Here is a 22766-nt window from a genome sequence, read left to right as displayed (position 1 = left end):
GAAATCTCGCGTTCATGACGGCGACCACAAGATCCATGCGGACGTCGGTGTCCCGTCCACATGCTGGGCTTCTAGCATGTCAACTGAAAACCGACAACGATGTCTTCGATAAGGACGGCATGGTGAGTACCTCTACCGAGGTCCAGCAAGACACGAGGTTCTTCGGGCACCCACGAGGGCTGGCGAACCTCTTCGGCGTCGAGATGTGGGAGCGTTTCTCGTACTACGGGATGCTCGGCATCCTCCCCATCTACCTCTACTACGAAGTCAGTCAGGGCGGCCTCGCGCTGCCGAAGGCCTCCGCGCTCGGCATCGTCGGCGCGTACGGCGGCATGGTCTACCTGTCGGCGGTGATCGGCGCCTGGGTCGCGGACCGCGTGCTCGGCTCCGAACGGACGCTGTTCTACAGCGCGATCCTGATCATGATCGGGCACATCAGCCTCGCCGTGCTGCCGGGACTGGCGGGTATCGGCGTCGGCCTCGTCTGCGTGGCCGTCGGCAGTGGCGGGCTGAAGTCCAACGCCACGGCCATCGTCGGGACGCTGTACGCCGACGGCGACGAGCGCCGCGACGGCGGTTTCACCATCTTCTACATGGGCGTGAACATCGGCGGTTTCGTCGGGCCGCTGCTGACCGGCCTCGCGCAGAGCGAGATCGGCTTCCACGTCGGCTTCGGGCTCGCCGCGTTCGGGATGGCGCTCGGCCTGACCCAGTACACGATCGGCCGCAAGAACCTCGGCGAGAAGGCGAGCGAGATCCCCAACCCGCTGCCCGCCTCGCAGCGGCCGCTGGTCTTCGGCGGCACCGCGGTGGGTGTCGCGGCGATCGTGCTGCTCGTGGTGTTCGGCGTGATCAACCCCGGCAACCTCGTCGACGTCGTCGTCTGGGCCGTCGCGGTCATCTCGGTGATCTACTTCGTGGTGATCATCAGCAGCAAGAAGATCACCTCCGACGAACGCAGCCGGGTGTACTCGTTCATCCCGATGTTCATCGCGAGCGCCGCGTTCTTCTCGCTGTACCAGCAGCAGTTCACCGTGGTCGCGGCCTACACCGACGAGCGGCTGAACCGGACGATCTTCGGCTGGGAGATGCCGGTCGCGTGGGTCAACTCGATCAACCCCGTGTTCATCATCCTGTTCGCGCCGGTGATCGCGGCGATCTGGACGAAACTCGGTTCGCGGCAGCCGTCCTCGCCGATCAAGTTCGTGCTCGGCACGGTCACCATGGGCGTGGCGTTCCTGCTGTTCCTCCCGATGGTCGGCAGCGGCAAGAACGCGAGCCCGCTGCTCGCGCTGGCCGGCATCCTGTTCGTGTTCACCATGGCGGAACTGATGCTTTCGCCGGTCGGCCTCTCGCTGTCGACGAAACTCGCGCCGGAGGCGTTCCGGACGCAGATGGTGGCGCTGAACTTCCTGTCGATCTCGCTCGGTACGGCGATGTCCGGGAAGCTCGCCGAGTACTACACGGTCGACGACGAAGCGCCGTACTTCAGCATCGTCGGCGGCGTGGCCATCGTGGTCGGTGTGGCGCTCCTGGTGGCGACGCCGATGATCCGCAAGCTCATGAAGGGCGTTCACTGACGCGCTTCTTCCCGCGCTGACGAGCGACCCTCGGAGGTGCTGAAAGGGCCCTTCACCGCATAGGACGCGGTGAAGGGCCCTTTCGCTGTCTTACGGCTCCAATCACGCGAGATCGCCGTCTGATCACGCGTGTCGTCCCTCCGATCACGCGAGATCGCCGTCAGCCGACGGTGGTCCCGAACAGCACGCCGACGTAGTACGTCACCAGCATCGTCAGCGCGCCCACGCCGACGTTCCGCGCGATCGCGCGGCCCGCCCGGGCGTCGCCGAGTTTCGCGCTGATGAACCCGGTCAGCGCCAGCCCGACCACGACGGCCGCCGCGCACGCCCAGACGCGGGCCGAGGTCGACGTCCACACGATCGCCAGCAACGGCAGCAGCGCGCCGACGGTGAACGCGACCAGCGAGGCCCACGCCGCCTGCCACGGACTGGTCAGATTGTCCGGATCGATGCCGAGTTCGGCCTCGGCGTGCGCCTGCAGCGCGTCCTTTTCGGTCAGTTCGCGGGCGACCTCGGCGGCCAGTTCCGGGGAAAGGCCCTTGCCTTCGTAGATTTGCGCGAGTTCCCGTTCTTCGGCTTCCGGCATCTCTTTCAGTTCACGCTTTTCCAGCCGCAACTGTGCGCGTTCGGTGTCGCGCTGCGTGCTCACGGAGACGTATTCGCCGCCCGCCATCGAAAGCGCGCCCGCGACGAGCCCCGCGATTCCCGCGGTGGCGATCGTGGTGGAGTCGGTGGTCGCGCCCGCGACGCCGACCACGATGCCCGCCACCGACACGATCCCGTCGTTCGCGCCGAGTACCCCGGCGCGTAACCAGTTCAGTTTGCCGCCCAGATCCGCGTGCGGTTCGTGGGGATGTTCGGTCGATACCGTCTCGGTCACCGTTTCAGTGAAACACGGAAAACGGCGCGAGGCGAGTGGAAACCGATTCGGTCAATTGAGGCAATCCTTATTCATTATTGCCTTACCTAAGTCTTCGGATAGATTGCCGGACATGGCAGAGGTGGTGCTCCTGATCGGGTTGCAGGCGTCCGGGAAGTCGACGTTCTTCCGGCGGGCGTTCGCGGACACGCACGTCCACCTCAGCAAGGACCACTTCCCGAACGCCAAGCAACGGCAGCGGCGCCAGCTTCGGATGCTCGCCGAGGCGCTCGAAGAAGGCCGTTCGGTGGTCGTGGACAACACCAACCCGTCGACGGAGGAGTGGACGCCGCTGATCGAGGTCGCGAGACGGCACGGCGCGCGCGTGTCGGGGTACTGGTTCCCGCCGGATCTCGAAGGTTCCCAAGAGCGCAACGCGCGGCGGAGCGGCAAAACCCGGGTGCCCGACGTCGGTCTGTATGCGACTCTCAAGCGGCTGCGGCGCCCGAGCGCCGAAGACGGTTTCGACGAGCTGTACACCGTCGGTTTCGACGGCGAAGGCGGTTTCGTCGTGGAGCGGGGGGGTGAACCATGGACGCCGGTGATTTCGAGGCACGGCAACGGGAACGGGAGTGGTTCCACGGGCTGACCGTGCCACCGGGAGCCTGGACGGTGCTCCGCGTCGACGGCCGGGGTTTCTCCAAGTTCACCGAAGCGCGGTTCGAGAAACCGTTCGATCCCCGGTTCGCCGACTGCATGGCCGAAGCGGCGAACGCGTTGATGGCGGAGTTCGCTTCGCCTTACGTGTACACGGAAAGCGACGAGATCTCCCTCGTGCTGCCTCCCGCCGCCGACCTGTTCGGGCGGGGCGTGGAAAAGCTCGTGTCGATCTCCGCCGGGGTCGCGTCGGCCGCGTTCACCCACGCGGCCGGGGTGCCCGCGCACTTCGACGGCAGGGTCTGGCTCGGCACGACGGCGGACGACGTCGTCGACTACTTCTCCTGGCGTCAGGCGGACGCGGCCCGCTGCGCGCTCAACGGCTGGTGCTACTGGATCCTGCGCAAGGCGGGGAAATCGGCGAGTGAGGCCGGAGCGGCCCTCGAAGGCACCGGCGTCTCCGAGAAGAACGAACTGCTCTTCGCGCACGGCGTCAATTTCGCCGAAGTCCCCGCCTGGCAGCGCCGCGGCGTCGGGCTGTACTGGGAGTCCTACGAGCGCACCGGTTTCGACCCGGTGCGGGAGGTCGAGGTCTCCGCGACCCGCCGCCGCGTCCGCGTCGACCGCGAGTTGCCGATGAAGGGCGAATATCGCGCCTTCCTCGGCGAGTTGCTTCAGCCGATCGGTTCGGGCAGCCGCCGCACGGAGTAGGCGAGTTCGATCGTCTCGCCGGTCGCCGGGTCGCCCAGTTCGACGCGCCAGGAGTCGGCGAACTGGTCGACGCCGTGCACCATCGGGATCGTCCCCGAGATCAGCACGGTGCCGGGGGCGTACAGATCGCGTTCGCGCAACACGTCCAGCCAGTACGACGGCGGCAGCAGTTCGGCGAGTTTCCCTTGCTGGATCAGGGTTTCCCCGGCCCAGGCGGACAGCGTCAGGTCGTCGAGCCGGTCCTGCACGTCGACGAGCCGCCAAGCCTTGGCGGCGAGGACGTCGGGGCCGGCGTTCTTGCTCCACGCGACGCCGTGCGCTTCGAGCGCGCGGTCGGTGTGGTCGCAGGCGGCGGTCAGGAGGACGTCCTCGGGCTCGGGGCCGGTGATGACGAGGGCCCATTCGGCCTCGCCGGAGGTTCGCTCGTGCTGCACCGGGACCTCGTCGGTCTGGCTCGCCAGGTACGGCGCGACCGGGTAGAGCGCCGGGATCACCGAAGGCGCGGGGACGCCGAGTTCGGCCAGTTCGGCCACGTGGGCGGCGACGTCCTCCTGGCTGCGGCCGGCGTATCCGGCGTTCAGCAGCGTGTGGACCTCGGTCCGCCGCTCCTGGCCGTCGGGAAGGGTGAAACGCAGCTCAGGCATCTGTCCTCCGAGATTGGGGGTTGCGCATACAGCTTGTATACAAGGAGTATATCCGCAATTCAACCCCTCCCGGCGGGGTTGCGGACCTCCTACGGACGGATGTGGACATGACCTCACCAGCCGGTGACCGGCGTTCGTTGCACAAGGCCTTCGCGGCCAGCCTCTCGGGAACCGCGCTCGAGTGGTACGACTTCGCGGCCTACTCGGTGGCGGCCGCGACGATCTTCGGGCATCTCTTCTTCCCCTCGGAAGACCAGCTCGCGAGCACGATGGCGGCGTTCTCGACCTACGCGGTCGGCTACCTCGCCCGGCCGATCGGCGGGTTCCTCTTCGGCCGCCTCGGCGACGTACTCGGCCGCAAACGCATCCTGGTCATGACGCTCGTGCTCACCGGCGTGGCGACGTTCCTCATCGGTGTCCTTCCCACGTACGAGACGATCGGCGGCTTCGCGGCGGTCCTGCTCGTGGCGCTGCGGTTCGCGCAGGGCGTCGGCATCGGCGGCGAATGGGGTGGCGCCGTCCTGCTGTCGAGTGAGTTCGGCGATCCGGGCAAACGGGGCTTCTGGGCTTCGGCCGCGCAGATCGGCCCGCCCGCGGGCAACCTGCTCGCCAACGGTGTCCTCGCCGTGCTGGCCGCGCTGCTCACCGAGGACCAGTTCAACAGCTGGGGCTGGCGGATCGCGTTCCTGCTGTCCGGCGCGCTCGTCGGGTTCGGGCTGTGGATCCGGCTCAAACTGGAGGAGACGCCGGTCTTCAAGCAGATCCAGGAACGGGGCGAACGTTCATCGGCGCCGATCTCCGAGGTCTTCCGCACCGAACGCCGCGCGCTCGTCGCGGCCGTGCTCATCCGCGTCTGCCCGGACGTGCTCTACGCGCTGTTCACCGTCTTCGTCCTCACCTACGTCACCACGCACACCGACCTCTCGCGCGGTGCCGGGCTGGCCGCGGTGATGATCGGCTCCGCGTTCCAGCTGATCCTGATGCCGCTGTTCGGCGCGCTTTCGGACCGGGTCTCCCGGCGCAAGATGTACCTGTTCGCGACCATCGCCGCCGGGATCTGGCCGTTCGTGTTCTTCCCGATGGTCAGCGGCGGATCCTTCGCGATGCTGGCGATCGGCATCGTGTTCGCGCTGGTCATCCACGCCGCGCTCTACGGCCCGCAGGCCGCGCTCGTCACCGAGCAGTTCTCGCCGCGCCTGCGGTACACCGGCAGCTCGCTGGCGTACACGCTCGCCGGCGTGATCGGCGGGGCGCCCGCGCCGCTGCTGTTCACCGCGCTGCTGGCCGGTTTCGACACCTGGCTCGCGATCGGGGCCTACTTGCTCGTGACCGCGGTGGTGACCATCATCGGTGTCGTGCTCGCCCGTGACCCGGACCGCGAGGAGGCCGCCGCCATGGAGCCCGTGCGATGACGGCTTGGACACCGATGTCCACAGTGGAGGGTCTGCCGCTGATCGGCGGACAGGGCCGCTTCCGGATGCTCGCGACCGCGGAAGGTGGCCTGGCGTATGAGATCCACTATCCGGTGGGCGTCGCTTCTCCCGTGCACAGCCACGATCACGACAGCATCGTGTACCTGATTTCGGGTTCGCTGCGCGGCACGCTCGACGGTGAGGAAGTGACGCTCGAAGCGGGCGGCACGATCGTCCACCCGCGCGGCGTCCCGCACAGTGTCGAGGCCATTGTGGACAGTCAGTGGGTCGAGTTCAAGACCCCGCTGCCCGCGCGGCCACCGATCGCGGAATGAAAGAAACCGGGGCGGACACTGATATCCAGCGTCCGCCCCGGTCGGGAGGAAAGTCTCAGGCGTCCAGCTCGGCCAGCGCCAGCTTCGCCTTCTCCAGCTCGGCTTCGAGCTGAGCCACCTTCGCGGCCTGCAGCTCGCGGGCGGCGTTGATGACCTCGTCGATCGGGCCCGACAGGTCCGCGTGCAGCTCCTTGGCGGCGCGGGACACGGCGGCGGCCGGGATCTCCAGGCCCTTCGCCACCCACTTGGCGCCGTTCTTGAGCTCGGCCTGCCACTCGCCGTCGGCGGTGCCGGTGACCGTGAGGGTCAGCTCGACGGTGCGGGTCTTCTTCGCCGTCGTGGCGACCTTCGGACGGCCGCGCTTGGGCTTGGGGGACTCCGCCGTGGCTTCTTCGGCGGGGGTCTCCGGGGTGCTCGAAGCCTCGGGGGTCTCGGCGTTGGCCTCGGCCGGGGCTTCGGTGGTCTCCGAGGTGGTCTCCGCCTGCGGCGTCGAGTCGACGGGCGCTTCGGTAGCCGCTTCTTCGGACACGGCGTCAGTGCGTGTCAAGGCATCCACGGTCATCGTCGGTGTCGTCTCCTTGCCCGGGTATGGGGTGGTACCCGGCACATCCTAGAACAGGCGTTCGACTCGTGCCCGGCGGGGTGTGGTAAGCGTGCCGGATGTCATGAAAGGGCCGTTCAGGACGAAAAGTGTCCTGAACGGCCCTTTCATGACGTTTGGGTCGGTTACTCCTCGGACTTGCCGGACTTCAGACCCGAAGAGATCAGGTCCATCACCGACGAGTCGGCCAGCGTCGTCACGTCGCCGACCTGGCGGTTCTCCGCGACGTCGCGCAGCAGCCGTCGCATGATCTTGCCGGACCGCGTCTTCGGCAGCTCCTGCACGACCAGGATCTGCCGCGGCTTCGCGATCGGGCCGATCTCCTTCGCGACGTGGTTGCGCAGCTCCTGGACGGCCGCGTCGCCACCGTCCACGGCGTTGCCGCGCAGGATGACGAACGCGACGATGCCCTGTCCGGTGGTCGGGTCGGTCGCGCCGACGACGGCGGCCTCGGCGACCGTCGGGTGCGAGACCAGCGCCGACTCGACCTCGGTGGTCGAGATGCGGTGCCCGGACACGTTCATCACGTCGTCGACCCGGCCCAGCAGCCAGACGTCGCCGTCGGCGTCGTACTTCGCGCCGTCTCCGGCGAAGTAGTAACCCTGGTCGGCGAAGCGGGACCAGTACGTCTCACGGAAACGCTGCTCGTCGCCCCAGATGCCGCGCAGCATGCCCGGCCACGGCTTGTCGAGCACCAGGTACCCGCCGCCGCCCTTGCCGACCTCGACGCCCTGGTCGTCGACGACCTTCGCCGAGATACCCGGCAGCGCCTTCTGCGCGGAGCCCGGCTTCGTCGCGGTGACGCCCGGCAGCGGCGAGATCATGATCGCGCCGGTCTCGGTCTGCCACCAGGTGTCCACGATCGGCGCCGAGTTCGCGCCGATGTTCTCGCGGTACCAGATCCACGCCTCGGGGTTGATCGGCTCGCCGACGCTGCCGAGCACGCGCAGCGACGAGAGGTCGTACTTCTGCGGGATCTCGTTGCCCCACTTCATGAACGTGCGGATCAGCGTGGGCGCGGTGTAGTAGATGGAGACCTTGTGCTGCTGCACGATCTCCCAGTGCCGGCCCTCGTGCGGCGTGTTCGGCGTGCCTTCGTAGACGACCTGGGTCGTCCGGTTCGCCAGCGGCCCGTACACGATGTACGTGTGCCCGGTGATCCAGCCGATGTCGGCGGTGCACCAGTAGACGTCTTCGCCCGCCTTGTGGTCGAAGACGTTGTGGTGCGTGTACGCGGCCTGGGTCAGGTAGCCGCCGGAGGTGTGCAGGATGCCCTTCGGCTTCCCGGTGGTGCCGGAGGTGTAGAGGATGAAGAGCGGGTGCTCGGAGTCGAACGCCTGCGGCGCGTGCTCCGCGGACTGGCCGTCGACCAGTTCGTGCCACCAGATGTCGCGGCCTTCGGTGATCGGCACCTCTTCGCCGGTGCGGCGGACGACGATGACCTTCTCGACCGATTCGGCGCCTTCGAGCGCTTCGTCGACATTGACCTTCATCGGGGCGGCCTTGCCGCGGCGGTACTGGCCGTCGGTGGTGATGACGATCCGCGCCGCCTGGTCGTCCACGCGGGAACGCAGCGCTGTCGGCGAAAAACCACCGAAGACGACACTGTGCAGGACGCCGATGCGGGCACACGCGAGCATCGCGACGATCGCTTCGGGCACCATCGGCATCTGGATGGCGACGCGGTCGCCCGCCTCGAGGCCGAGGGATTCGAGGGCGTTCGCGGCGCGGGAGACGTCGTCCTTCAACTGCGCGTAGGTGATGTCACGGCTGTCGCCGGGCTCGCCGACCCAGTGGATGGCGACCTGGTCGCCGTGCCCGGAATCGACGTGGCGGTCCACGCAGTTGTACGCGACGTTCAGCTTCCCGCCCACGAACCACTTCGCGACCGGCGCATTGGTCCAGTCCAGTACCTGCGACCACTTCGTTTCCCAGTGCAGGCGCTCGGCCTGCTTGGCCCAGAACGCTTCCCGGTCGGCGTCGGCTTCGGCGTAGAAGTCGGCGGTGGCATTCGCTTGCGCGCTGAAAGCCTCACTCGGGGGGAAGGTCCTGCTCTCCGTGAGCAAATTGTCCAGCGCCGGCGACTGCTCGGTCATGGTGCGATGCCTCCTGTGTTTCGCGTGTCTTCACGCCCGTTGGCACGCTATCGACGTTACGACGCGAAGTAAAAGGTTGCATCGTGGTTGCGCGCGGCATTCACACGCTTGAGGACAAGGCGGTACGGACCGCCGGCCATTCTGGTCCGGTCAGGGAGTAGACGACGGTGTCGCGGATGGTTCCGTCCGGCCGCACGCGATGCGCGCGCAGCACCCCTTCCCTTTGCGCGCCGAGACGTTCGATCGCCTTCTGCGACTTGAGGTTGCGGATGTCGGTCTCCCACGAGACGCGGTTCGCGCCGAGGTCGTCGAAAGCGTGGCGCAGCAACAGGAGTTTGGACTCGCGGTTGAGCCCGGTCCGCTGCCATTCGGAACCGATCCAGGTGTAGCCGAGGGAAATGATCTTGTGGCGCGCGTTCATCGCGTAGAACGACGTCGTTCCCGCGACCTCGCCGGTGCGCGCGTCGATCTGCGCCCAGGCGCGGCGGTCGGTGTCGGCGAGGATGCCTTCGACCATCGCTTCGGCGGCGGCGAGATCCGCCGGCTGCCGGAGGCTGAGCCAGGTCCAGATCGCCGGGTCGGAGCCCGCCGCGAAGAGGCCCTTGGTGTGGTCGCGGGTGAGGGGTTCGAGGCGGACGCGTTCGCCGGTCAAGGTCGCATGGTCGTTCCAGTCGGTCACGATCTTGACGGTACGACCGGCAATGGCCTCACTGGATAGCCAGTTTCGAAGCATTCGAGAAGGCCACTACGGCGTTGCCTATGCTCGCGGGAACGATCGACGAAGGCGAGGCACCATGGCCGAAGAGCGGGAAGAGCTCACCTGGGAGTTGTTCGGGACGGCCAGCAGGGATCTGGCACAGGCCGTCGCCGACGACGGCTTCGAGCCGGACCTGATCCTGTCGATCGCGCGCGGCGGGCTGTTCGTCGCGGGTGCGCTCGGCTACGCGCTGGACGTCAAGAACCTGCACGTGATGAACGTCGAGTTCTACACCGGCGTCGACCAGCGTCTCGACCTGCCGGTGATGCTGCCGCCGGTGCCGAACGTCGTGGACCTGACGAAGAAGAAGGTGCTCGTCGCCGACGACGTCGCGGACACCGGTGCGACGCTGAAGCTGGTCCGCGACTTCTGCGCCGACCACGTCGCCGAGGTGCGCTGCGCGGTCGTCTACGAGAAGCCGCGCTCCGAGGTCAAATGCGAGTACGTCTGGAAGCACACGGACCGGTGGATCAACTTCCCGTGGTCGGTGCAGGCGCCCGTGGTGCGGCGCGCGGGTCAGGTGCTGGACGCGTGACGGATCCGCTGAAGCCGCTGCTGGACCTCGAAGGGGTCGCGGCGGCCGCGAAATCGGCTCAGGACGCGGTGTTCGCCGTCCACCGGCTGCCGGCCAACCTGCGTGGCGGCGCGGCGACGGCCGCCGAAGCCTCCGTGCGGTCGGCGCGGGCGTCGGCCGGGATCGAGGGCGCCGCGCCCGAACTGCCGGAATCCGGTGAGGTGACCGATCCGGTGCTGGCGGGCGCGCTGCGGGTCGCGGAAGCGCTCGAAGGACTGCTCCCGACGTGGCGGCGCGCGCCGCTGCAGGCGTTGGCGCGTTTGCACGTTCTCGCCGCGTCGGATCTGGTGACGGATCTCGACGCGCTGGGGCGGCCGCGGTCGTCCGGTGACGTCGGGCCGCGGCTGGAGCTGCTGGCGCAACTGGTCACCGGCGCGACGTCGGTGCCGGGTCCGGTGCTGACCGCCGTCGTGCACGGGGAACTGTTGGCGCTCAAGCCTTTCGGCTCGGCGGACGGCGTCGTCGCGCGGGCGGCGGCACGGCTTTCCGCGGTGGCGACCGGGCTCGACCCGAAGGCGCTGACGGTGCCGGAGGTCGCGTACTTCCGGCGGGTGCCGAAGTACCTCGAAGCCGCTACGGGCTTCTCCAGTGGGACTCCCGACGGCGTCCGCGCTTGGCTGCTCTTCTCGTGCGAAGCGTTCGAGGCGGGCGCCCGCGAGGCGAAGTCCATCTCCGACGCCGCCGGCTGACCCCCACCCACGCATTTCGTCCTCTGAATGCGGTAGTTCGCGATGCCAACTACCGCATTCAGAGGACGAAATGCGTGGGTGGGGTGAGCCCACATGGGATCTTGCCCAGGTGTGGTGCGTGACCACATGGCCTAAGCGCGCCGGGAGACCTAACGTCGTCCGGCATGAGTGGTGCGTATCACAGCGATCTGGCGGGTAAGTCCGCGCTGGTCACGGGCGCGGCCGGCGGGATCGGCCTGGCCTGCGCCGAAGCGCTGTCACAAGCCGGGGCCAAGGTCCACCTCGTCGACATCGACGACGCCGTCGAGAAGGCGGCGGCCGACGTCGACGGCATCGCGCACGTCGTCGACCTCACCGACGCCCAGGCCGTCGAGACCCTCCCCGCCGAGATCGACATTCTCGTCAACAACGCCGGTTTCCAGCACATCGCGCCGATCCACGAGTTCCCGCCGGAGACGTTCACCCGCATCCAGGCGCTGATGGTCACCGCGCCGTTCCTGCTCATCCGCCGCGCGCTGCCGAGCATGTACGAACGCGGCTGGGGGCGCGTGGTCAACATGTCGAGCGTCCACGGCCTCCGTGCGAGCCCGTTCAAATCCGCGTACGTCACCGCGAAGCACGCGCTCGAAGGCCTCTCCAAGGTCACCGCGCTCGAAGGCGCGGAACACGGCGTGACCAGCAACTGCGTCAACCCGGGCTACGTCCGGACGCCGCTGGTCACCGGCCAGCTCCAGGCACAGGCCGAAGAGCACGGGCTCGAACGCGACGCCGTCATCGAGCAGGTCCTGCTGCGGCGGTCGGCGATCAAACGGCTCATCGAACCGGCGGACGTCGCCGCGTGCGTGCTCTGGCTGTCCGGCGACCACGCCGCCCACGTCACCGGTACCTCCATCCCCCTCGACGGCGGCTGGACCGCCGCGTGAACCCCCAAGAAAGGATCTCCCCGGTGACCACCCAGAACCGCGGCTCGATCGCGAAGGTCGTCAGCGCCAGCCTGATCGGCACGACGATCGAGTGGTACGACTTCTTCCTCTACACCTCCGCCGCGGCGCTGGTGTTCGGCAAATTGTTCTTCCCCACCAACGATCCGCTCACCGGGACCCTGCTCGCGTTCCTCACCTACGCCGTCGGCTTCCTCGCCCGGCCCATCGGCGGGCTGGTGTTCGGGCATTTCGGTGACCGCGTCGGCCGCAAGAAGCTGCTGGTGCTGAGCCTGCTGCTGATGGGCGGGTCGACCTGTGCGATGGGCATCCTCCCGACCTACGCGACCGTCGGTGTGGTGGCGCCGATCCTGCTGACGCTGCTGCGGCTCGTGCAGGGTTTCGCGCTCGGCGGCGAATGGGGCGGCGCGGTGCTGATCGTCTCCGAACACGGCGACGACCAGCGCCGCGGGTTCTGGGCGTCGTGGCCGCAATGCGGTGCTCCCGGCGGCAACCTGCTCGCGACGGCGGTCTTGGCGATCCTCGCCGCGACGCAGTCCGACGAGGCGTTCCTCAGCTGGGGCTGGCGGATCCCGTTCCTGTTGTCCGGGGTGCTCGTGGTGATCGGGTTGTGGATCCGGCTCGCGGTCAGCGAATCGCCGGTGTTCCTCGCGGCGCAGAAGAACGACACGACCACGCACGCGCCGGTCGTCGAGGTGTTCCGCAAGAGCTGGCGCGCGGTGCTGATCACGATCGGTTCGCGGATGGCGGAGAACGTCTCGTACTACGTGATCACCGCGTTCATCCTCGTCTACGTCACCACCGGGCTGAGCCTGCCGAAATCGGTGGGACTCAACGCGGTGCTCATCGGTTCGGCCGTGCACTTCGTGACGATTCCCTTGTGGGGCAAGCTTTCCGACCAGATCGGCCGTCGCCCGGTCTATCTGTTCGGCGCGATCGGCATGGCGGTGTGGAGTTTCGTGTTCTTCGCGATGCTCGACACGAAGAACTCCGGCGTCATCATCCTCGCGGCGACCATCGGCCTGGTGCTGCACGGGGCGATGTACGGCCCGCAGGCCGCGTTCTTCTCCGAGCAGTTCCCGACACGGGTGCGCTACACCGGGCTTTCGGTCGGCGGTCAGCTGTCTTCGATCGCGGCCGGTGCGGTGGCGCCGCTCATCGCGGTCGCGTTGTTCAAGGAGTTCGGCAGCACGGTCCCGGTCTCGCTCTACGTGGTCTCGATGTGCGCGCTGACCGTGATCGCCCTGCTCGCCGCCCGCGAGACCAAGGGTGAATCCCTGCACTCCGAAGTTCTCACGGAGCGCGGTCACGTGTCAGCATGACCGCTGTGGACGGAGCCGTGGAATTGCGCCGGCTGCTCGAACTGCTCGCCTCCGGCGCGGGCAGCGAGCAGCTGGCGCACGTCCCCGTCGACCCGAAGGCCACCGAGCTGGCGCTGCGGATCCGGGACACCGTCGCCGAGCACCGGCGGCGCGAGGCGGAGCTGGCCGCGTTGTTCGACACGGCCAGCGACCTCGCGCGGCTGGACGATCCGGACGCCGTCCTCCGGTCGATCGTGCGGCGGGCGCGGGCGCTGCTCGGCGTGGACGTCTCGTATCTGAGCCTCAACGACGAGACCGAGGGCAAGACCTACGTCCGGGTCACGGACGGGTCGGTTTCCGCGCTGTTCCAGGACATCGTGCTCGGTATGGGCGAGGGGCTCGGCGGGCTGGTCGCGCAGACCGCGCGGCCGTACGCGACGGCGGATTACTTCAACGACAAGCGGTTCCGCCACACGTCGTCGATCGACACCGGAGTGCTCGACGAAGGACTGACCGCGATCCTCGGGGTGCCGCTGGCGATCGGCAGCAAGGTCATCGGGGTCCTGTTCGCCTCGGACCGGACCACGCGGGAGTTCTCGCCCGACGAGGTCGCGCTGTTGTCGTCGCTGGCCGACCACGCGGCGATCGCGCTGGACAACGCGCATCTGCTCGACGAGACACGCCGCGCGGTCGCCGAACTGAACGCCGCGAACGCGACGATCAGCGCGCACAACGACGCGATGCGCCGCGCCGAGGACGCCCACGACCGGCTGATGGATCTCGTGCTGCGCGGCGGTGACCTGGCCGAGGTCGCCGCCGCGGTCGCGGACGTGCTCGGCGGCGCCATCGCCGTCTACGACGCGGACGGCGCGGTCCTCGCCAGGACCGATGGCGAGCTGAATCTTTCGCGCACCGCGGTTTCCGCGTCCAGGGCGAGCGGGCGCGCGGTGTCCACTGAGGACGGTTGGCTGTGCGCGGTCCAGGCGGGGCAGGAATTCCTCGGCAGCCTGGTGCTGGGCGGCGGACGCTCGCTCGGCGAGGCCGATCGACGGCTGTTCGAGCGGGCGGGCGTGGTCACCGCCGTGCTGCTGATGCAACGGCGGTCCGTCGCGCGCGCCGAGGACGAGGTGCGCGGCGAGCTGCTGTCGGATCTGCTCACCGCGCCCGGCCGCAATCCGGCCGCGCTGCTGGCGCGCGGTCGACGGCTGGGAGTCGATTTGTCGACATCGCACGCGGTGCTGATCGCGCATTCCGACGACGTTTCCCGGCGACGGCTCGCCGCGGCGGCTTCGCGGCACGCGGACCTCGTCGGGGTCCACGCCGACGAGGTGGTCCTTCTGGTGCGTGGCGCGGATCCCGGCTCGTTGGCACGATCCGTCGCGGCCGAACTCACGTCCACAATGGACTGTCCGGTGACGGTGGGCGCGGCGGGGCCGGCCGCCTCCCCGAAGGCGCTGGCCGTGGCGCACGCCGAAGCCGCGCGATGCGTCGCGTCGTTGCTGGCGCTGGGCCGGGCGGGGGAAGGTGCGAGCATGGCCGACCTCGGGTTCGTCGGGCTGCTCCTCGGCGAGCACGCCGACCTCGGTGCGTACGTCACCGCCACGATCGGCCCGGTGCTCGACTACGACGAACGCCGCGGCACGGACCTGATCGGCACGCTCCGCGCGTACTTCGCCTGTGGCGGCAACTTGACGCGGGCGAAGGACCTGCTCCACGTGCACGTCAACACCGTCGTCCAGCGGCTGGACCGCATCGCGTCGCTGCTGGGCGAGCAATGGCAGGCGCCCGAGCGCGCGCTGGAACTCCAGCTCGCGCTCAGGCTGCATCGCCTCACCAGTGACCGAAACGGATGACGTCGTCGAAGTCGCGGCGGGCGACCGTGGTCGGCGACGAACCGGGTGACGGACCGGATTCGGCGCCGTGCCCGAGCGCCACGACACCGATCGGGTCGTGATCCTCCGGCACGCCGAACTCGCCGTGGAGCCGCTCCACGCTTTCCGGCGCCAGCCCGAAGAACACCGCGCCGAGACCTTCGTCGACGGCCGTCTGGAGGATCAGCATCGTCGCCATCCCGGTGTCGACGTCCCAGTACGGCACGCGCCACCACGAATCGTCCCGATCGGTGAACCCCTTGTCCGGCTTGGCATAACGGTCGAGGTACGCGTTCTTGACCGAAAGCGGGACGATCGCGACCGGGGCCGTGGTCACGGTTTCCGGCGCCCAGCTCGCGCCGAACTCCCAGAATTTGGCGAGTTCTTCGCCGGTGAGGACGAGAAATCCTTGTCCCTGTGAGAATCCGGCCGAGGGACCTTTGAGCGCGTTGCGCAGGATGCGCTGAAGGCTCGCCTCGGCGACGGGCTCGTCGGTGAACTTCCGGACCATGCGACGGCGTCGTACGACGTCCTGGAATTCCATGCGATCAGCTTAGTGCGCAAGAGGTCGCCAGGTCACCGCTCGCGCGCGGGATCGTCGCCGAAGCGGGCGGGCGGATGCCGTCGAGCCAGCCTTCGAGAGCGCTGAAAGCCGTACGGAAACACGGGCCGATCGGGCGCAGCTTGTCCGGATACGCGTCGTACAGGCCGTCGACGTGGTTGCCGTCGACGATCCGGTAGTAGCGCTGCAGACCGGCGCGGCCCTGGTCGGTGACCATCCGCTGGTAGACATCGGAATCGCGGGTGATCGGCAGGAGTGTGTCGAGGGTGCCGTGCAGGGTGATCAGCGGTTTGCCGATCCGGCCGGTCAGCGAAATCCGTTCGACCGCGCGGTGCACCGATCGCGGGCGAGCGGCGTAGTCGTAATCGGTCCCGGTGAACGACGGGTCGAATTCGGCCTGATAGATCCGTTGGGTCAGGCCCCAGTAGACGTCGTTGTGGTACTTCCAGAGGAATTCCGAACCCGGCGCGAAGCCGGCGTCGAGGATCTCCTGGTGGGCTTGCGCGGAACCGGCGGCGTACGCGGGATAGGCCTTGATCGCGGGCGGCAGGAAGGTGAACAGGTTCGGGCCGTCTTCGTGCCAAAGCGTGCCCTCCCAGTCGATTCCGCCGTCGTAGAGCCACGGCCGGTTCTCGAGCTGCCAGCGGACGAGGTAGCCGCCGTTCGACATCCCGGCCGCGAGGGTGCGGCTCGGCAGGCGTCCGTAGCGGTGCGCGACGGCCACCTTCGCGGCGATGGTCAGCTGCGTGACCCGCGAGTTCCACTCGGCGATCGCGTCACCGGGGCGGCGTCCATCGGTGTGGAAGTCGGCGCCGGTGTTGCCCTTGTCGGTCGCGGCGAACGCGTAACCGGCGGCGAGGACCTGGTCGCCGATCGCGCGATCGTTCGCGTACTGCCGTCGCACGCCGGGCGATCCCGAGACCACGAGGCCACCGTTCCAGCGATCGGGCAGCCGCAGCACGAACTGCGCGTCGTGGTTCCAGCCGTGTGTCGTGTTGGACGTCGACGAATCCGGGAAGTAGCCGTCGATCTGGATTCCGGGAACACCCTTGGGTGCCGGGAAACCGGCGGAGGTGAGCCCGGCCCAGTCGGACTGCACGGTATGGCCGGTGGCCAGGGTGCCGGTGGTGGTCAGATCGTCCAAACAGGACAGCCGTTGCGCCGCGGCGCCGGGAACGCGCACGTTCCCGCAACCGCTCGCCGCCTGGGCGGGGGTGGCCAGGGCCAGCATCATCGCGAGGACCAGGAAGAGCCGCATCGGCCGACGATAAGCGGGCGTTTCGCGGATCGGTACCCGGCGCGACCACACAAAACGTCTCGTCGCTGTGGTGGTCTTCCACGTGGAAACCCCGCCGGCGCCGGTTTTAGCCTCGGGTGATGCGAAAACTCCTCATCGGCGCGGTGGTTTCGGCATTGACCCTTCTCTTCGCGACTCCGGCACAGGCGGCGACGATCCGTCCGGTGACCGGGTTCGGGAGCAATCCCGGTGCTTTGCAGATGTTCGAGTACGTTCCCGACGGGCTGCCGTCCGGACGTCCGGCGGTGGTGGTGCTGCACGGCTGCACGCAGGACGCCGCCGGATACGCGCGTGGCTCCGGCTGGGTCGGGCTCGCGGACAAGCTGCGGTTCAAACTCGTTCTGCCGCAACAGGTCTCGGCGAACAACTTCAGCAAATGCTTCAACTGGTTCCAGGCGGCGGACATCAAACGCGGCTCCGGGGAAGCCGAATCGATCGCGCAGATGGCGCGGTATTCGGCCGGGAGCCGGACGTACGTGACCGGCTTGTCGGCCGGTGGCGCGATGACTTCGGTACTGCTGGCGGCGTACCCGGAACTCTTCGCGGGCGGCGGTGTCGTCGCGGGGCTGCCTTACGGCTGCGCGACCTCGATGATCGACGCGTACTCCTGCATGAACCCCGGCAAGGATCTGACCCCGAAACAATGGGGCGACAAGGTGCGCGCCGCGGGCACAGGGCCGCGTTCGGCGGTCAGCGTCTGGCACGGGACCGCGGACTACACGGTCGCTCCGATGAACATGCGCGAGCTTTCCGAGCAGTGGACCGACGTCGGCGCGGCCGTCGACACGCACGCCGTCAGCGGGATGGGGCACGGCCAGCCGATCGCGCCGGGGTCCAGTTGCGGGCAGGCGGGGCCGTATCTGCTGGACGTCGGTGTGTGCGCCGCGGCGGAACTCGCGGCGAAGTGGCGGCTAAGCGAGGACGGCGTCCAGTAGCCCGGGGAAGCGCGCGTGGACGTCCTCGGTCCGTAGCTCGACCCAGCGGGTCCGGCCCTCGACGAACGTCGTCGTGAGGCCGGCCTCGCGCAACACCTTCCAGTGGTGGGAGAGCGTCGGCGCGCTGATGTCGACGTCGTACTCGGTGACGGCGCAGCTTCGCGGCGAAGGGTTGCTTCGCAGGGCGCGGATCAGCTCCAGGCGCACGGGATCCGCGAGCGCCTGGAGCACCGGCACGATCTCGATCTCGTCGATCGACGGCTGCGGCAGCGTGCTGCTCACGGCGCTCCAAACTATTTGACAGTCATCGAACAGTCCCGCCACTATACCTCTTATGACGATTCGACGATCATCAAATGATCGGCTCGCTCTGGGGGCTCTGCTGGTACTCGCCGTCGGGACGTTCACCGTCGGCACCGACGGATTCGTCCTGAACGGGCTGCTGCCCACCATCGCCGCCGATCTGCGGGTCTCCGAGGCCGTCGCGGGCCAGCTGACCACGGTCTTCGCGGTGACCTACGCGATTTCTTCGCCGCTGATCGCGGCTTTCACCGGACGGCTCGACCGGCGCTGGGTGCTCGGCGCGGGGATGGTGCTGTTCACGATCGGCATGGCCGGTCAGGCACTCGGCGAGTCCTTCGCCGTGGTCGCCGTCGCCCGGGTGCTGGCCGCCCTCGGCGCCGCCGCGTTCCAATCCAACGCCTATGTGCTCGCCGGCGCGCTGGCGTCGGACGAGCGCCGTGGCCGCGCGCTGGCCACGGTCTCGAACGGGATGAGCGTGTCGATGGTGCTCGGCGTGCCGATCGGGGTGCTGGCCGGGACCTGGTTCGGGTGGCGCGCGGTGATGTGGGGGATCGGCGCCGTGGCGCTGATCGTGATGCTGCTCGTGCCGCTGCTGCCCGGGGTTCGGATGCCGACGGTGTCGTTGCGCGACAGGCTCGCCGTCGTCGCGCGGCCGCCGATCGCGCGCGTGCTCGGCGTGAGCGTCCTAGGCACCGCCGCGGGCTTCGCGGCCTTCGTGTACCTGCCGGTGCTGGTGGCTCCGGTGGCGATCGGCGCGACGATCTCGTGGCTGCTCGTCGGCTTCGGGATCGGGCAGATCGTGGGCAACGCCTTCGCGGGCCGTGCGACGGACTCGCTGGGGCCTTCGCGCGTTCGGTCGATCTCGCTGATCGGGACGGTCGTGACGTTCGCGCTGCTGGATGTCGCCGTGCTGAGCCTGCCCGGTTCGCTGGTCCTCGCGCTGGCATCGGGGGTCTTCGGCGGCATGCTGATGGTGCCGCAGCAGCACCGGCTGTTCTCGCTGGCGCCTGACGCGCCGACGGTCGCCATGGGACTCAACGGTTCCGCGATCTACGGCGGTGGCGCTCTCGGTGCCGCGCTGGGCGGTGTCGTCCTGTCTTCCGCCGGTGTCTGGTGGATCGGTCCCGTTGCCGCCTTCGTCGCTCTGCTGGGCTTCGCGCTTTCGGTGCCTTCGCGGGCGAAGGTGCCCGAGCCCGCGTGACCCCAGGGGGAGCAAGGGACCTTTGCTACCACTCCGCTGGGTCGGCTTTGCTGCGACACGAGGCGGAAGGTTCGTGCTCTGACTATCCGCAAGAGAGCGGTGCGAGCGGGCTCGCCCTCAGGCTGTCCAAAAAGGACAGTTTTCGAGATTTAGACGTCCGATTTGGGTGCTTTGCGCAGTGTGCCCCGAGGGTCGTGAGTGGCAATGATCGTTCTAACCCTCTTTGCCACTCACGACCCCCGGCCAGCGCTCCTCGATCCGCCAGAAGCGCCACACCAGGAGCGCGAAGAGCCACGTAAGCACGAAGAGCGCGACAACCGCGTAGCCCACGTAGTCAAGACTCAGCGACCCGATGGCCGCGAGCGGTCCGGTCGTGATGCCGAACCGTTCGGTGATGATCGAGATGACCTCGATCGTCCCGATGAGCAAGGCGACCGCGACGGAAAGCGCCGTCACGATGAGGTTGTAGTAGATCTTCCGCACCGGCTTCGCGAACGCCCAGCCGTACGCGTAGTTCATGAAGCAGCCGTCGGCGGTGTCGAACAGCGTCATCCCCGCGGCGAACAGGATCGGCAGCACCAGGATCGCGTACCAGGGCAGGGAGAACGCCGCCGCGCCGCCGGCGAGCACCAGCAGGCTGATCTCGGTCGCGGTGTCGAAGCCGAGACCGAACAGCACGCCGATCGGGTAGATGTGCCAAGGCTTGCGCACCGCTTTGGTGGCCCCGCGGAGCAAGCGGTTCATGAAGCCGCGGTTGTCGAGCTGCCGTTCCAGCGCTGCTTCGTCGAACTCGCCCCGCCGCATGCGCCGGAACACCTTCACGATGCCGACGAGCACCACCAGGTTCATGATCCCGATGAGGTACAGGAACACCGCGGAAACGGACGTCCCGATCAGCCCGGTCGCCTCGTGCAGCGCCGACGAGTCGTCCTCGACGGCCCCGGCGAGCGCGCGGACGCCGAGCGACAGCAGCAGGCACAGGACGAAGACGATCGTCGAATGGCCGAGGGAGAACCAGAAACCGACCGAAAGCGGCCGTTGCCCGTCGGCCATCAGCTTGCGGGTGGTGTTGTCGATCGCGGCGATGTGGTCCGCGTCGAACGCGTGCCGCGTCCCGAGTACGAACGCCGTGACGCCGAGGCCGACCCCGAACACGCCCGTGGCGCCGAGCTCGTACTGGCGCGGCGCCACGAAAAGCGTCAGGACCCCCCAGCCGATGACGTTGAGCGCCAGGATGAAGGAGGCCATCCCGGCGACGGACACCCGTTCGCGTCGCGTGAGCGCGAAGCGTCGGGATGAACGGGTCTGTCCGCCGGTGTTCAGCTCGCGCGCACCCTGAGGGAGTCGAGAGCCTTTCGTACATGGCCATCGCTGGCCGTCAGCGCCTTCGCCGCACTCGCGACGTCTTCGCCGGACAGCAGATGGACCAGCGCGACCTTGAGGTCGCCGTCGGCCTCGGTGAGCGCGTCGGAGCAGTCCGCCATGCTCATGCCGGTGGCCTCGCGCAGGATCCGGATGGTCCGCCCGCGCAGCTTCGCGTTGGTCGCCCGCATGCTCACCATCAGGTTCGAATACGTGCGTCCGAGCTTGATCATCGTCGCGGTGGAGAACGCCGTGAGGATGATCTTCTGCGCCGTGCCCGCCTTCATCCGCGTCGATCCGGCGATCGCCTCGGGGCCGGTGTCCACCGCGATGAGGACGTCGACGCCCGGCGGCGTCACCGCTGCCGGATTGCCCGAGACGAGCGCGGTACGGGCACCGCGACGGCTGGCCGCGGCCAGCGCGCCGAGGACGTAGGGCGTCCGGCCGGAAGCCGTCAGCCCGAGCACGAAGTCGCCGGGCGCGACGGACTCCGCCACCTCGGCGGCTCCGGCCTTCGCGTTGTCCTCGGCGTCTTCGACGGCCTGGCGCAGAGCGCGCGCGCCGCCCGCGTGATGCGCGATGAACCAATCGGAGGGCACGTTGAACGTCGGCACGAGCTCCGCCGCGTCCAACGTCGCCAGCCTGCCGGAGGTACCGGCCCCGAAGTAGTGCACGCGGTGTCCCGACCGCAGCGCTTCCACGGCGAAGTCGACCGCCCGCGCCACCTGCGGCAGCACCGCCGCGACGGCTTCGGGGACCCGGCGGTCCTCGGCGTTGATCGCCCCGAGGATGCCCATGGTCGACATCAGGTCGATGTCGGTCGTCCGTGGATTGCGCTGTTCGGTTGGCGAGTCGACGTGCACCACCTGGCGTGGGACGGTCATCATGCGCCTCACTTTTTCGCTCATTTGCCGGTTTCCCGCGGCCGCCGCCTGCCGTCGGGCCGGACGCCCAGACGGTGCGAGCCAACCGCGTCCCTGGTCGCGTCGAGCGCGTTGACCGACGCGTCCATGTGCCGCTGCGCGACACCGATGAACAGGCAGTCGATGACGGTCAGCTGCGCGATGCGACTGGCGGTCGCACCCGAGCGGAACGTCGTCTCCCGCGCGGCCGTGGTCAGCACGTGGTCGGCGACCTCGGTGATCGGTGAACGCGGGAAGTTCGTCACGGCGACGGTGATCGCGCCGTGCTCACGCGCCACCCGCAGCGCCTCGACGGTGTCCGTGGTCGCGCCCGTGTGGGAGATGCCGATCGCGACGTCGCCGGGGCTCAGCACGGCGGCCGAGGTGAGCATGATGTGCGTGTCCGACCAGGCGAAGCTGACCCGCCCGATGCGGTGCAGTTTCTGCTGCAGGTCCGCGGCGACGAACGCGCTCGCGCCCACGCCGTAGACGTCCACGCGGCCCGCGCCGGCCACGATGTCGATCACGCGCTGTAGCGACGGGACGTCGAGCTGGTCGGCCGTCTCTTCCACGGCGCGTGCGTCCGCGAAGCTGACCTTGCCGATCACCGCGGCCAGGTCGTCCTCTGGCCCGATCTCGCCGCCGAGGTTGCGGGTCGACCGCGCCTCGGAGCGGGCGGTGTCGGCCGCCAGAGCGATCCTGAGCTGCGGATACCCGCCGACGCCGACCGCCTTGCAGAACCGCGTGACGGTGGTTTCGCTGGTGTTCGCCGCGAGCGCGACCTCGGTGATGCTGCGCCGCGCGACCTGTGCGGGATCGTCGAGGACGACCTTCGCGACGCGCTGCTCGGCCCGGGCGAGCCCGGGCAGGAGGGAGCGGATCCGGACCAGCGGGCTCGCGTCAGCGTCCCGTGTCGGCTGCGCCGGCACGGCCTCGGACGGTGCGGCCGCGATTACGGATTCGGTATCGCCCACCGTGGGAAAGTTACTAACCGTTGGCATCTGCGACAAGGCTACCCACACCCTTCGGGAAGATCGCAACCTATCCGTGTCTGCGGATTCGATTTGCGATTAATCGTTGACCAGAAAGTCGCTAACCAGGTCGAGGCCGTTAACGAGGTCGAGCTAACGACTTGGCAACTTAGTGTCGCGACGCAAGGGGCTGTGTCCCGGTCAA

Annotated in this window: 23 protein-coding genes; 12 read left to right on the top strand and 11 right to left on the bottom strand. The window is 68.5% G+C overall.

The genetic code is table 11. The annotated features are described in order from the left end of the window. Nucleotides 1-119 precede the first annotated feature (119 nt). Complete coding sequence (locus tag AB8M46_RS08975; RefSeq protein WP_199754938.1) at nt 120-1580, top strand: peptide MFS transporter; 1461 nt, start codon at nt 120-122, stop codon at nt 1578-1580. Between the two features lie 160 nt (nt 1581-1740). Here AB8M46_RS08975 and AB8M46_RS08970 read toward each other — a convergent pair whose 3' ends face one another. Beyond that, complete coding sequence (locus tag AB8M46_RS08970; protein ID WP_037335059.1) at nt 1741-2460, bottom strand: VIT family protein; 720 nt, start codon at nt 2458-2460, stop codon at nt 1741-1743. 112 nt (nt 2461-2572) lie between these two features. Between AB8M46_RS08970 and AB8M46_RS08965 the strand changes: the two genes are divergently transcribed. Together AB8M46_RS08965 and AB8M46_RS08960 are read left to right on the top strand one after the other, a co-directional pair. Then, the gene (locus AB8M46_RS08965; RefSeq protein WP_394360051.1) at nt 2573-3088 is read left to right on the top strand and encodes an AAA family ATPase; all 516 of its coding nucleotides are present in this window, start codon (nt 2573-2575) and stop codon (nt 3086-3088) included. Next, a complete protein-coding gene (locus AB8M46_RS08960) occupies nt 3031-3807 on the top strand; it encodes a tRNA(His) guanylyltransferase Thg1 family protein (RefSeq protein ID WP_378424078.1) in 777 nt (258 codons plus the stop codon). The genes AB8M46_RS08965 and AB8M46_RS08960 overlap by 58 nt, the downstream gene beginning before the upstream one ends. Here the strand turns inward: AB8M46_RS08960 and AB8M46_RS08955 are convergent. Beyond that, a complete protein-coding gene (locus AB8M46_RS08955) occupies nt 3771-4451 on the bottom strand; it encodes a DUF2848 domain-containing protein (RefSeq protein ID WP_037335066.1) in 681 nt (226 codons plus the stop codon). The genes AB8M46_RS08960 and AB8M46_RS08955 overlap by 37 nt on opposite strands. Nucleotides 4452-4558: 107 nt before the next feature. Between AB8M46_RS08955 and AB8M46_RS08950 the strand changes: the two genes are divergently transcribed. Together AB8M46_RS08950 and AB8M46_RS08945 are read left to right on the top strand one after the other, a co-directional pair. Continuing rightward, nucleotides 4559-5863: an MFS transporter gene (locus AB8M46_RS08950; protein WP_394360050.1), complete on the top strand. Its 1305-nt coding sequence runs from the start codon at nt 4559-4561 to the stop codon at nt 5861-5863. Then, on the top strand, nt 5860-6198 hold the full coding sequence (locus AB8M46_RS08945) for a cupin domain-containing protein (RefSeq protein ID WP_394360049.1): 339 nt from the start codon (nt 5860-5862) through the stop codon (nt 6196-6198). Before AB8M46_RS08950 ends, AB8M46_RS08945 begins: the two co-directional genes overlap by 4 nt. Nucleotides 6199-6253: 55 nt before the next feature. On the opposite strand, the gene AB8M46_RS08940 is transcribed toward AB8M46_RS08945, so the two are convergent. The 3 genes from AB8M46_RS08940 to AB8M46_RS08930 form a co-directional block, all read right to left on the bottom strand. Continuing rightward, nucleotides 6254-6760 (bottom strand): DUF6319 family protein, encoded by a 507-nt coding sequence (locus AB8M46_RS08940; protein WP_394360048.1) that lies wholly within the window; start codon nt 6758-6760, stop codon nt 6254-6256. 164 nt (nt 6761-6924) lie between these two features. Next, on the bottom strand, nt 6925-8895 hold the full coding sequence (gene acs / locus AB8M46_RS08935) for an acetate--CoA ligase (RefSeq protein WP_378424070.1): 1971 nt from the start codon (nt 8893-8895) through the stop codon (nt 6925-6927). Nucleotides 8896-8995: 100 nt separating this feature from the next. Beyond that, on the bottom strand, nt 8996-9574 hold the full coding sequence (locus AB8M46_RS08930) for a GNAT family N-acetyltransferase (protein ID WP_394360047.1): 579 nt from the start codon (nt 9572-9574) through the stop codon (nt 8996-8998). 115 nt (nt 9575-9689) lie between these two features. On the opposite strand from AB8M46_RS08930, the gene AB8M46_RS08925 reads away from it, so the two are divergent. From AB8M46_RS08925 to AB8M46_RS08905, 5 genes are all read left to right on the top strand, one after another. Next, nucleotides 9690-10187, top strand: a complete 498-nt coding sequence (locus AB8M46_RS08925; protein WP_007028464.1) for a phosphoribosyltransferase — start codon at nt 9690-9692, stop codon at nt 10185-10187. Next, nucleotides 10184-10915 carry a hypothetical protein gene (locus tag AB8M46_RS08920; RefSeq protein ID WP_037335083.1) on the top strand — a complete coding sequence of 244 codons (732 nt, stop codon included), beginning with the start codon at nt 10184-10186 and terminating at the stop codon, nt 10913-10915. Before AB8M46_RS08925 ends, AB8M46_RS08920 begins: the two co-directional genes overlap by 4 nt. Before the next feature lie 164 nt (nt 10916-11079). Next, a complete protein-coding gene (locus AB8M46_RS08915) occupies nt 11080-11838 on the top strand; it encodes a 3-hydroxybutyrate dehydrogenase (protein ID WP_394360046.1) in 759 nt (252 codons plus the stop codon). A gap of 23 nt (nt 11839-11861) precedes the next feature. Next, nucleotides 11862-13178 carry an MFS transporter gene (locus AB8M46_RS08910; RefSeq protein ID WP_378424064.1) on the top strand — a complete coding sequence of 439 codons (1317 nt, stop codon included), beginning with the start codon at nt 11862-11864 and terminating at the stop codon, nt 13176-13178. Further along, nucleotides 13175-15010 (top strand): helix-turn-helix domain-containing protein, encoded by a 1836-nt coding sequence (locus tag AB8M46_RS08905; RefSeq protein ID WP_394360045.1) that lies wholly within the window; start codon nt 13175-13177, stop codon nt 15008-15010. Before AB8M46_RS08910 ends, AB8M46_RS08905 begins: the two co-directional genes overlap by 4 nt. On the opposite strand, the gene AB8M46_RS08900 is transcribed toward AB8M46_RS08905, so the two are convergent. Further along, the gene (locus AB8M46_RS08900) at nt 14988-15572 is read right to left on the bottom strand and encodes a nitroreductase family protein (RefSeq protein WP_037335093.1); all 585 of its coding nucleotides are present in this window, start codon (nt 15570-15572) and stop codon (nt 14988-14990) included. The two genes, AB8M46_RS08905 and AB8M46_RS08900, sit on opposite strands and share 23 nt — an antisense overlap. A gap of 4 nt (nt 15573-15576) precedes the next feature. Then, nucleotides 15577-16848 (bottom strand): tannase/feruloyl esterase family alpha/beta hydrolase, encoded by a 1272-nt coding sequence (locus tag AB8M46_RS08895; protein ID WP_394360044.1) that lies wholly within the window; start codon nt 16846-16848, stop codon nt 15577-15579. Between the two features lie 119 nt (nt 16849-16967). On the opposite strand from AB8M46_RS08895, the gene AB8M46_RS08890 reads away from it, so the two are divergent. Next, nucleotides 16968-17822, top strand: a complete 855-nt coding sequence (locus AB8M46_RS08890) for a PHB depolymerase family esterase (protein ID WP_394360043.1) — start codon at nt 16968-16970, stop codon at nt 17820-17822. On the opposite strand, the gene AB8M46_RS08885 is transcribed toward AB8M46_RS08890, so the two are convergent. Then, nucleotides 17799-18104: a helix-turn-helix transcriptional regulator gene (locus AB8M46_RS08885; protein ID WP_037335099.1), complete on the bottom strand. Its 306-nt coding sequence runs from the start codon at nt 18102-18104 to the stop codon at nt 17799-17801. The genes AB8M46_RS08890 and AB8M46_RS08885 overlap by 24 nt on opposite strands. A gap of 52 nt (nt 18105-18156) precedes the next feature. Here AB8M46_RS08885 and AB8M46_RS08880 point away from each other — a divergent pair, with 52 nt between their 5' ends. Continuing rightward, entirely contained in the window at nt 18157-19326 is a 1170-nt protein-coding gene (locus tag AB8M46_RS08880) for an MFS transporter (RefSeq protein ID WP_394360042.1), read from the top strand. Between the two features lie 213 nt (nt 19327-19539). Here the strand turns inward: AB8M46_RS08880 and AB8M46_RS08875 are convergent, their stop codons facing one another. The 3 genes from AB8M46_RS08875 to AB8M46_RS08865 are packed head-to-tail and all read right to left on the bottom strand — an operon-like array spanning nt 19540 to nt 22591. Further along, the gene (locus AB8M46_RS08875; RefSeq protein ID WP_394360041.1) at nt 19540-20589 is read right to left on the bottom strand and encodes a HoxN/HupN/NixA family nickel/cobalt transporter; all 1050 of its coding nucleotides are present in this window, start codon (nt 20587-20589) and stop codon (nt 19540-19542) included. Between the two features lie 56 nt (nt 20590-20645). Next, entirely contained in the window at nt 20646-21575 is a 930-nt protein-coding gene (locus AB8M46_RS08870) for an N-acetylmuramic acid 6-phosphate etherase (RefSeq protein WP_007028475.1), read from the bottom strand. Nucleotides 21576-21592: 17 nt separating this feature from the next. Continuing rightward, a complete protein-coding gene (locus AB8M46_RS08865) occupies nt 21593-22591 on the bottom strand; it encodes a MurR/RpiR family transcriptional regulator (protein WP_370323676.1) in 999 nt (332 codons plus the stop codon). Nucleotides 22592-22766: the final 175 nt, after the last annotated feature.

Origin of the sequence: Amycolatopsis sp. SB7-3, from assembly GCF_041021335.1 — a bacterium.
Classification (GTDB): domain Bacteria; phylum Actinomycetota; class Actinomycetes; order Mycobacteriales; family Pseudonocardiaceae; genus Amycolatopsis; species Amycolatopsis japonica.
This window is presented reverse-complemented; position numbering and strand designations above follow the sequence as displayed.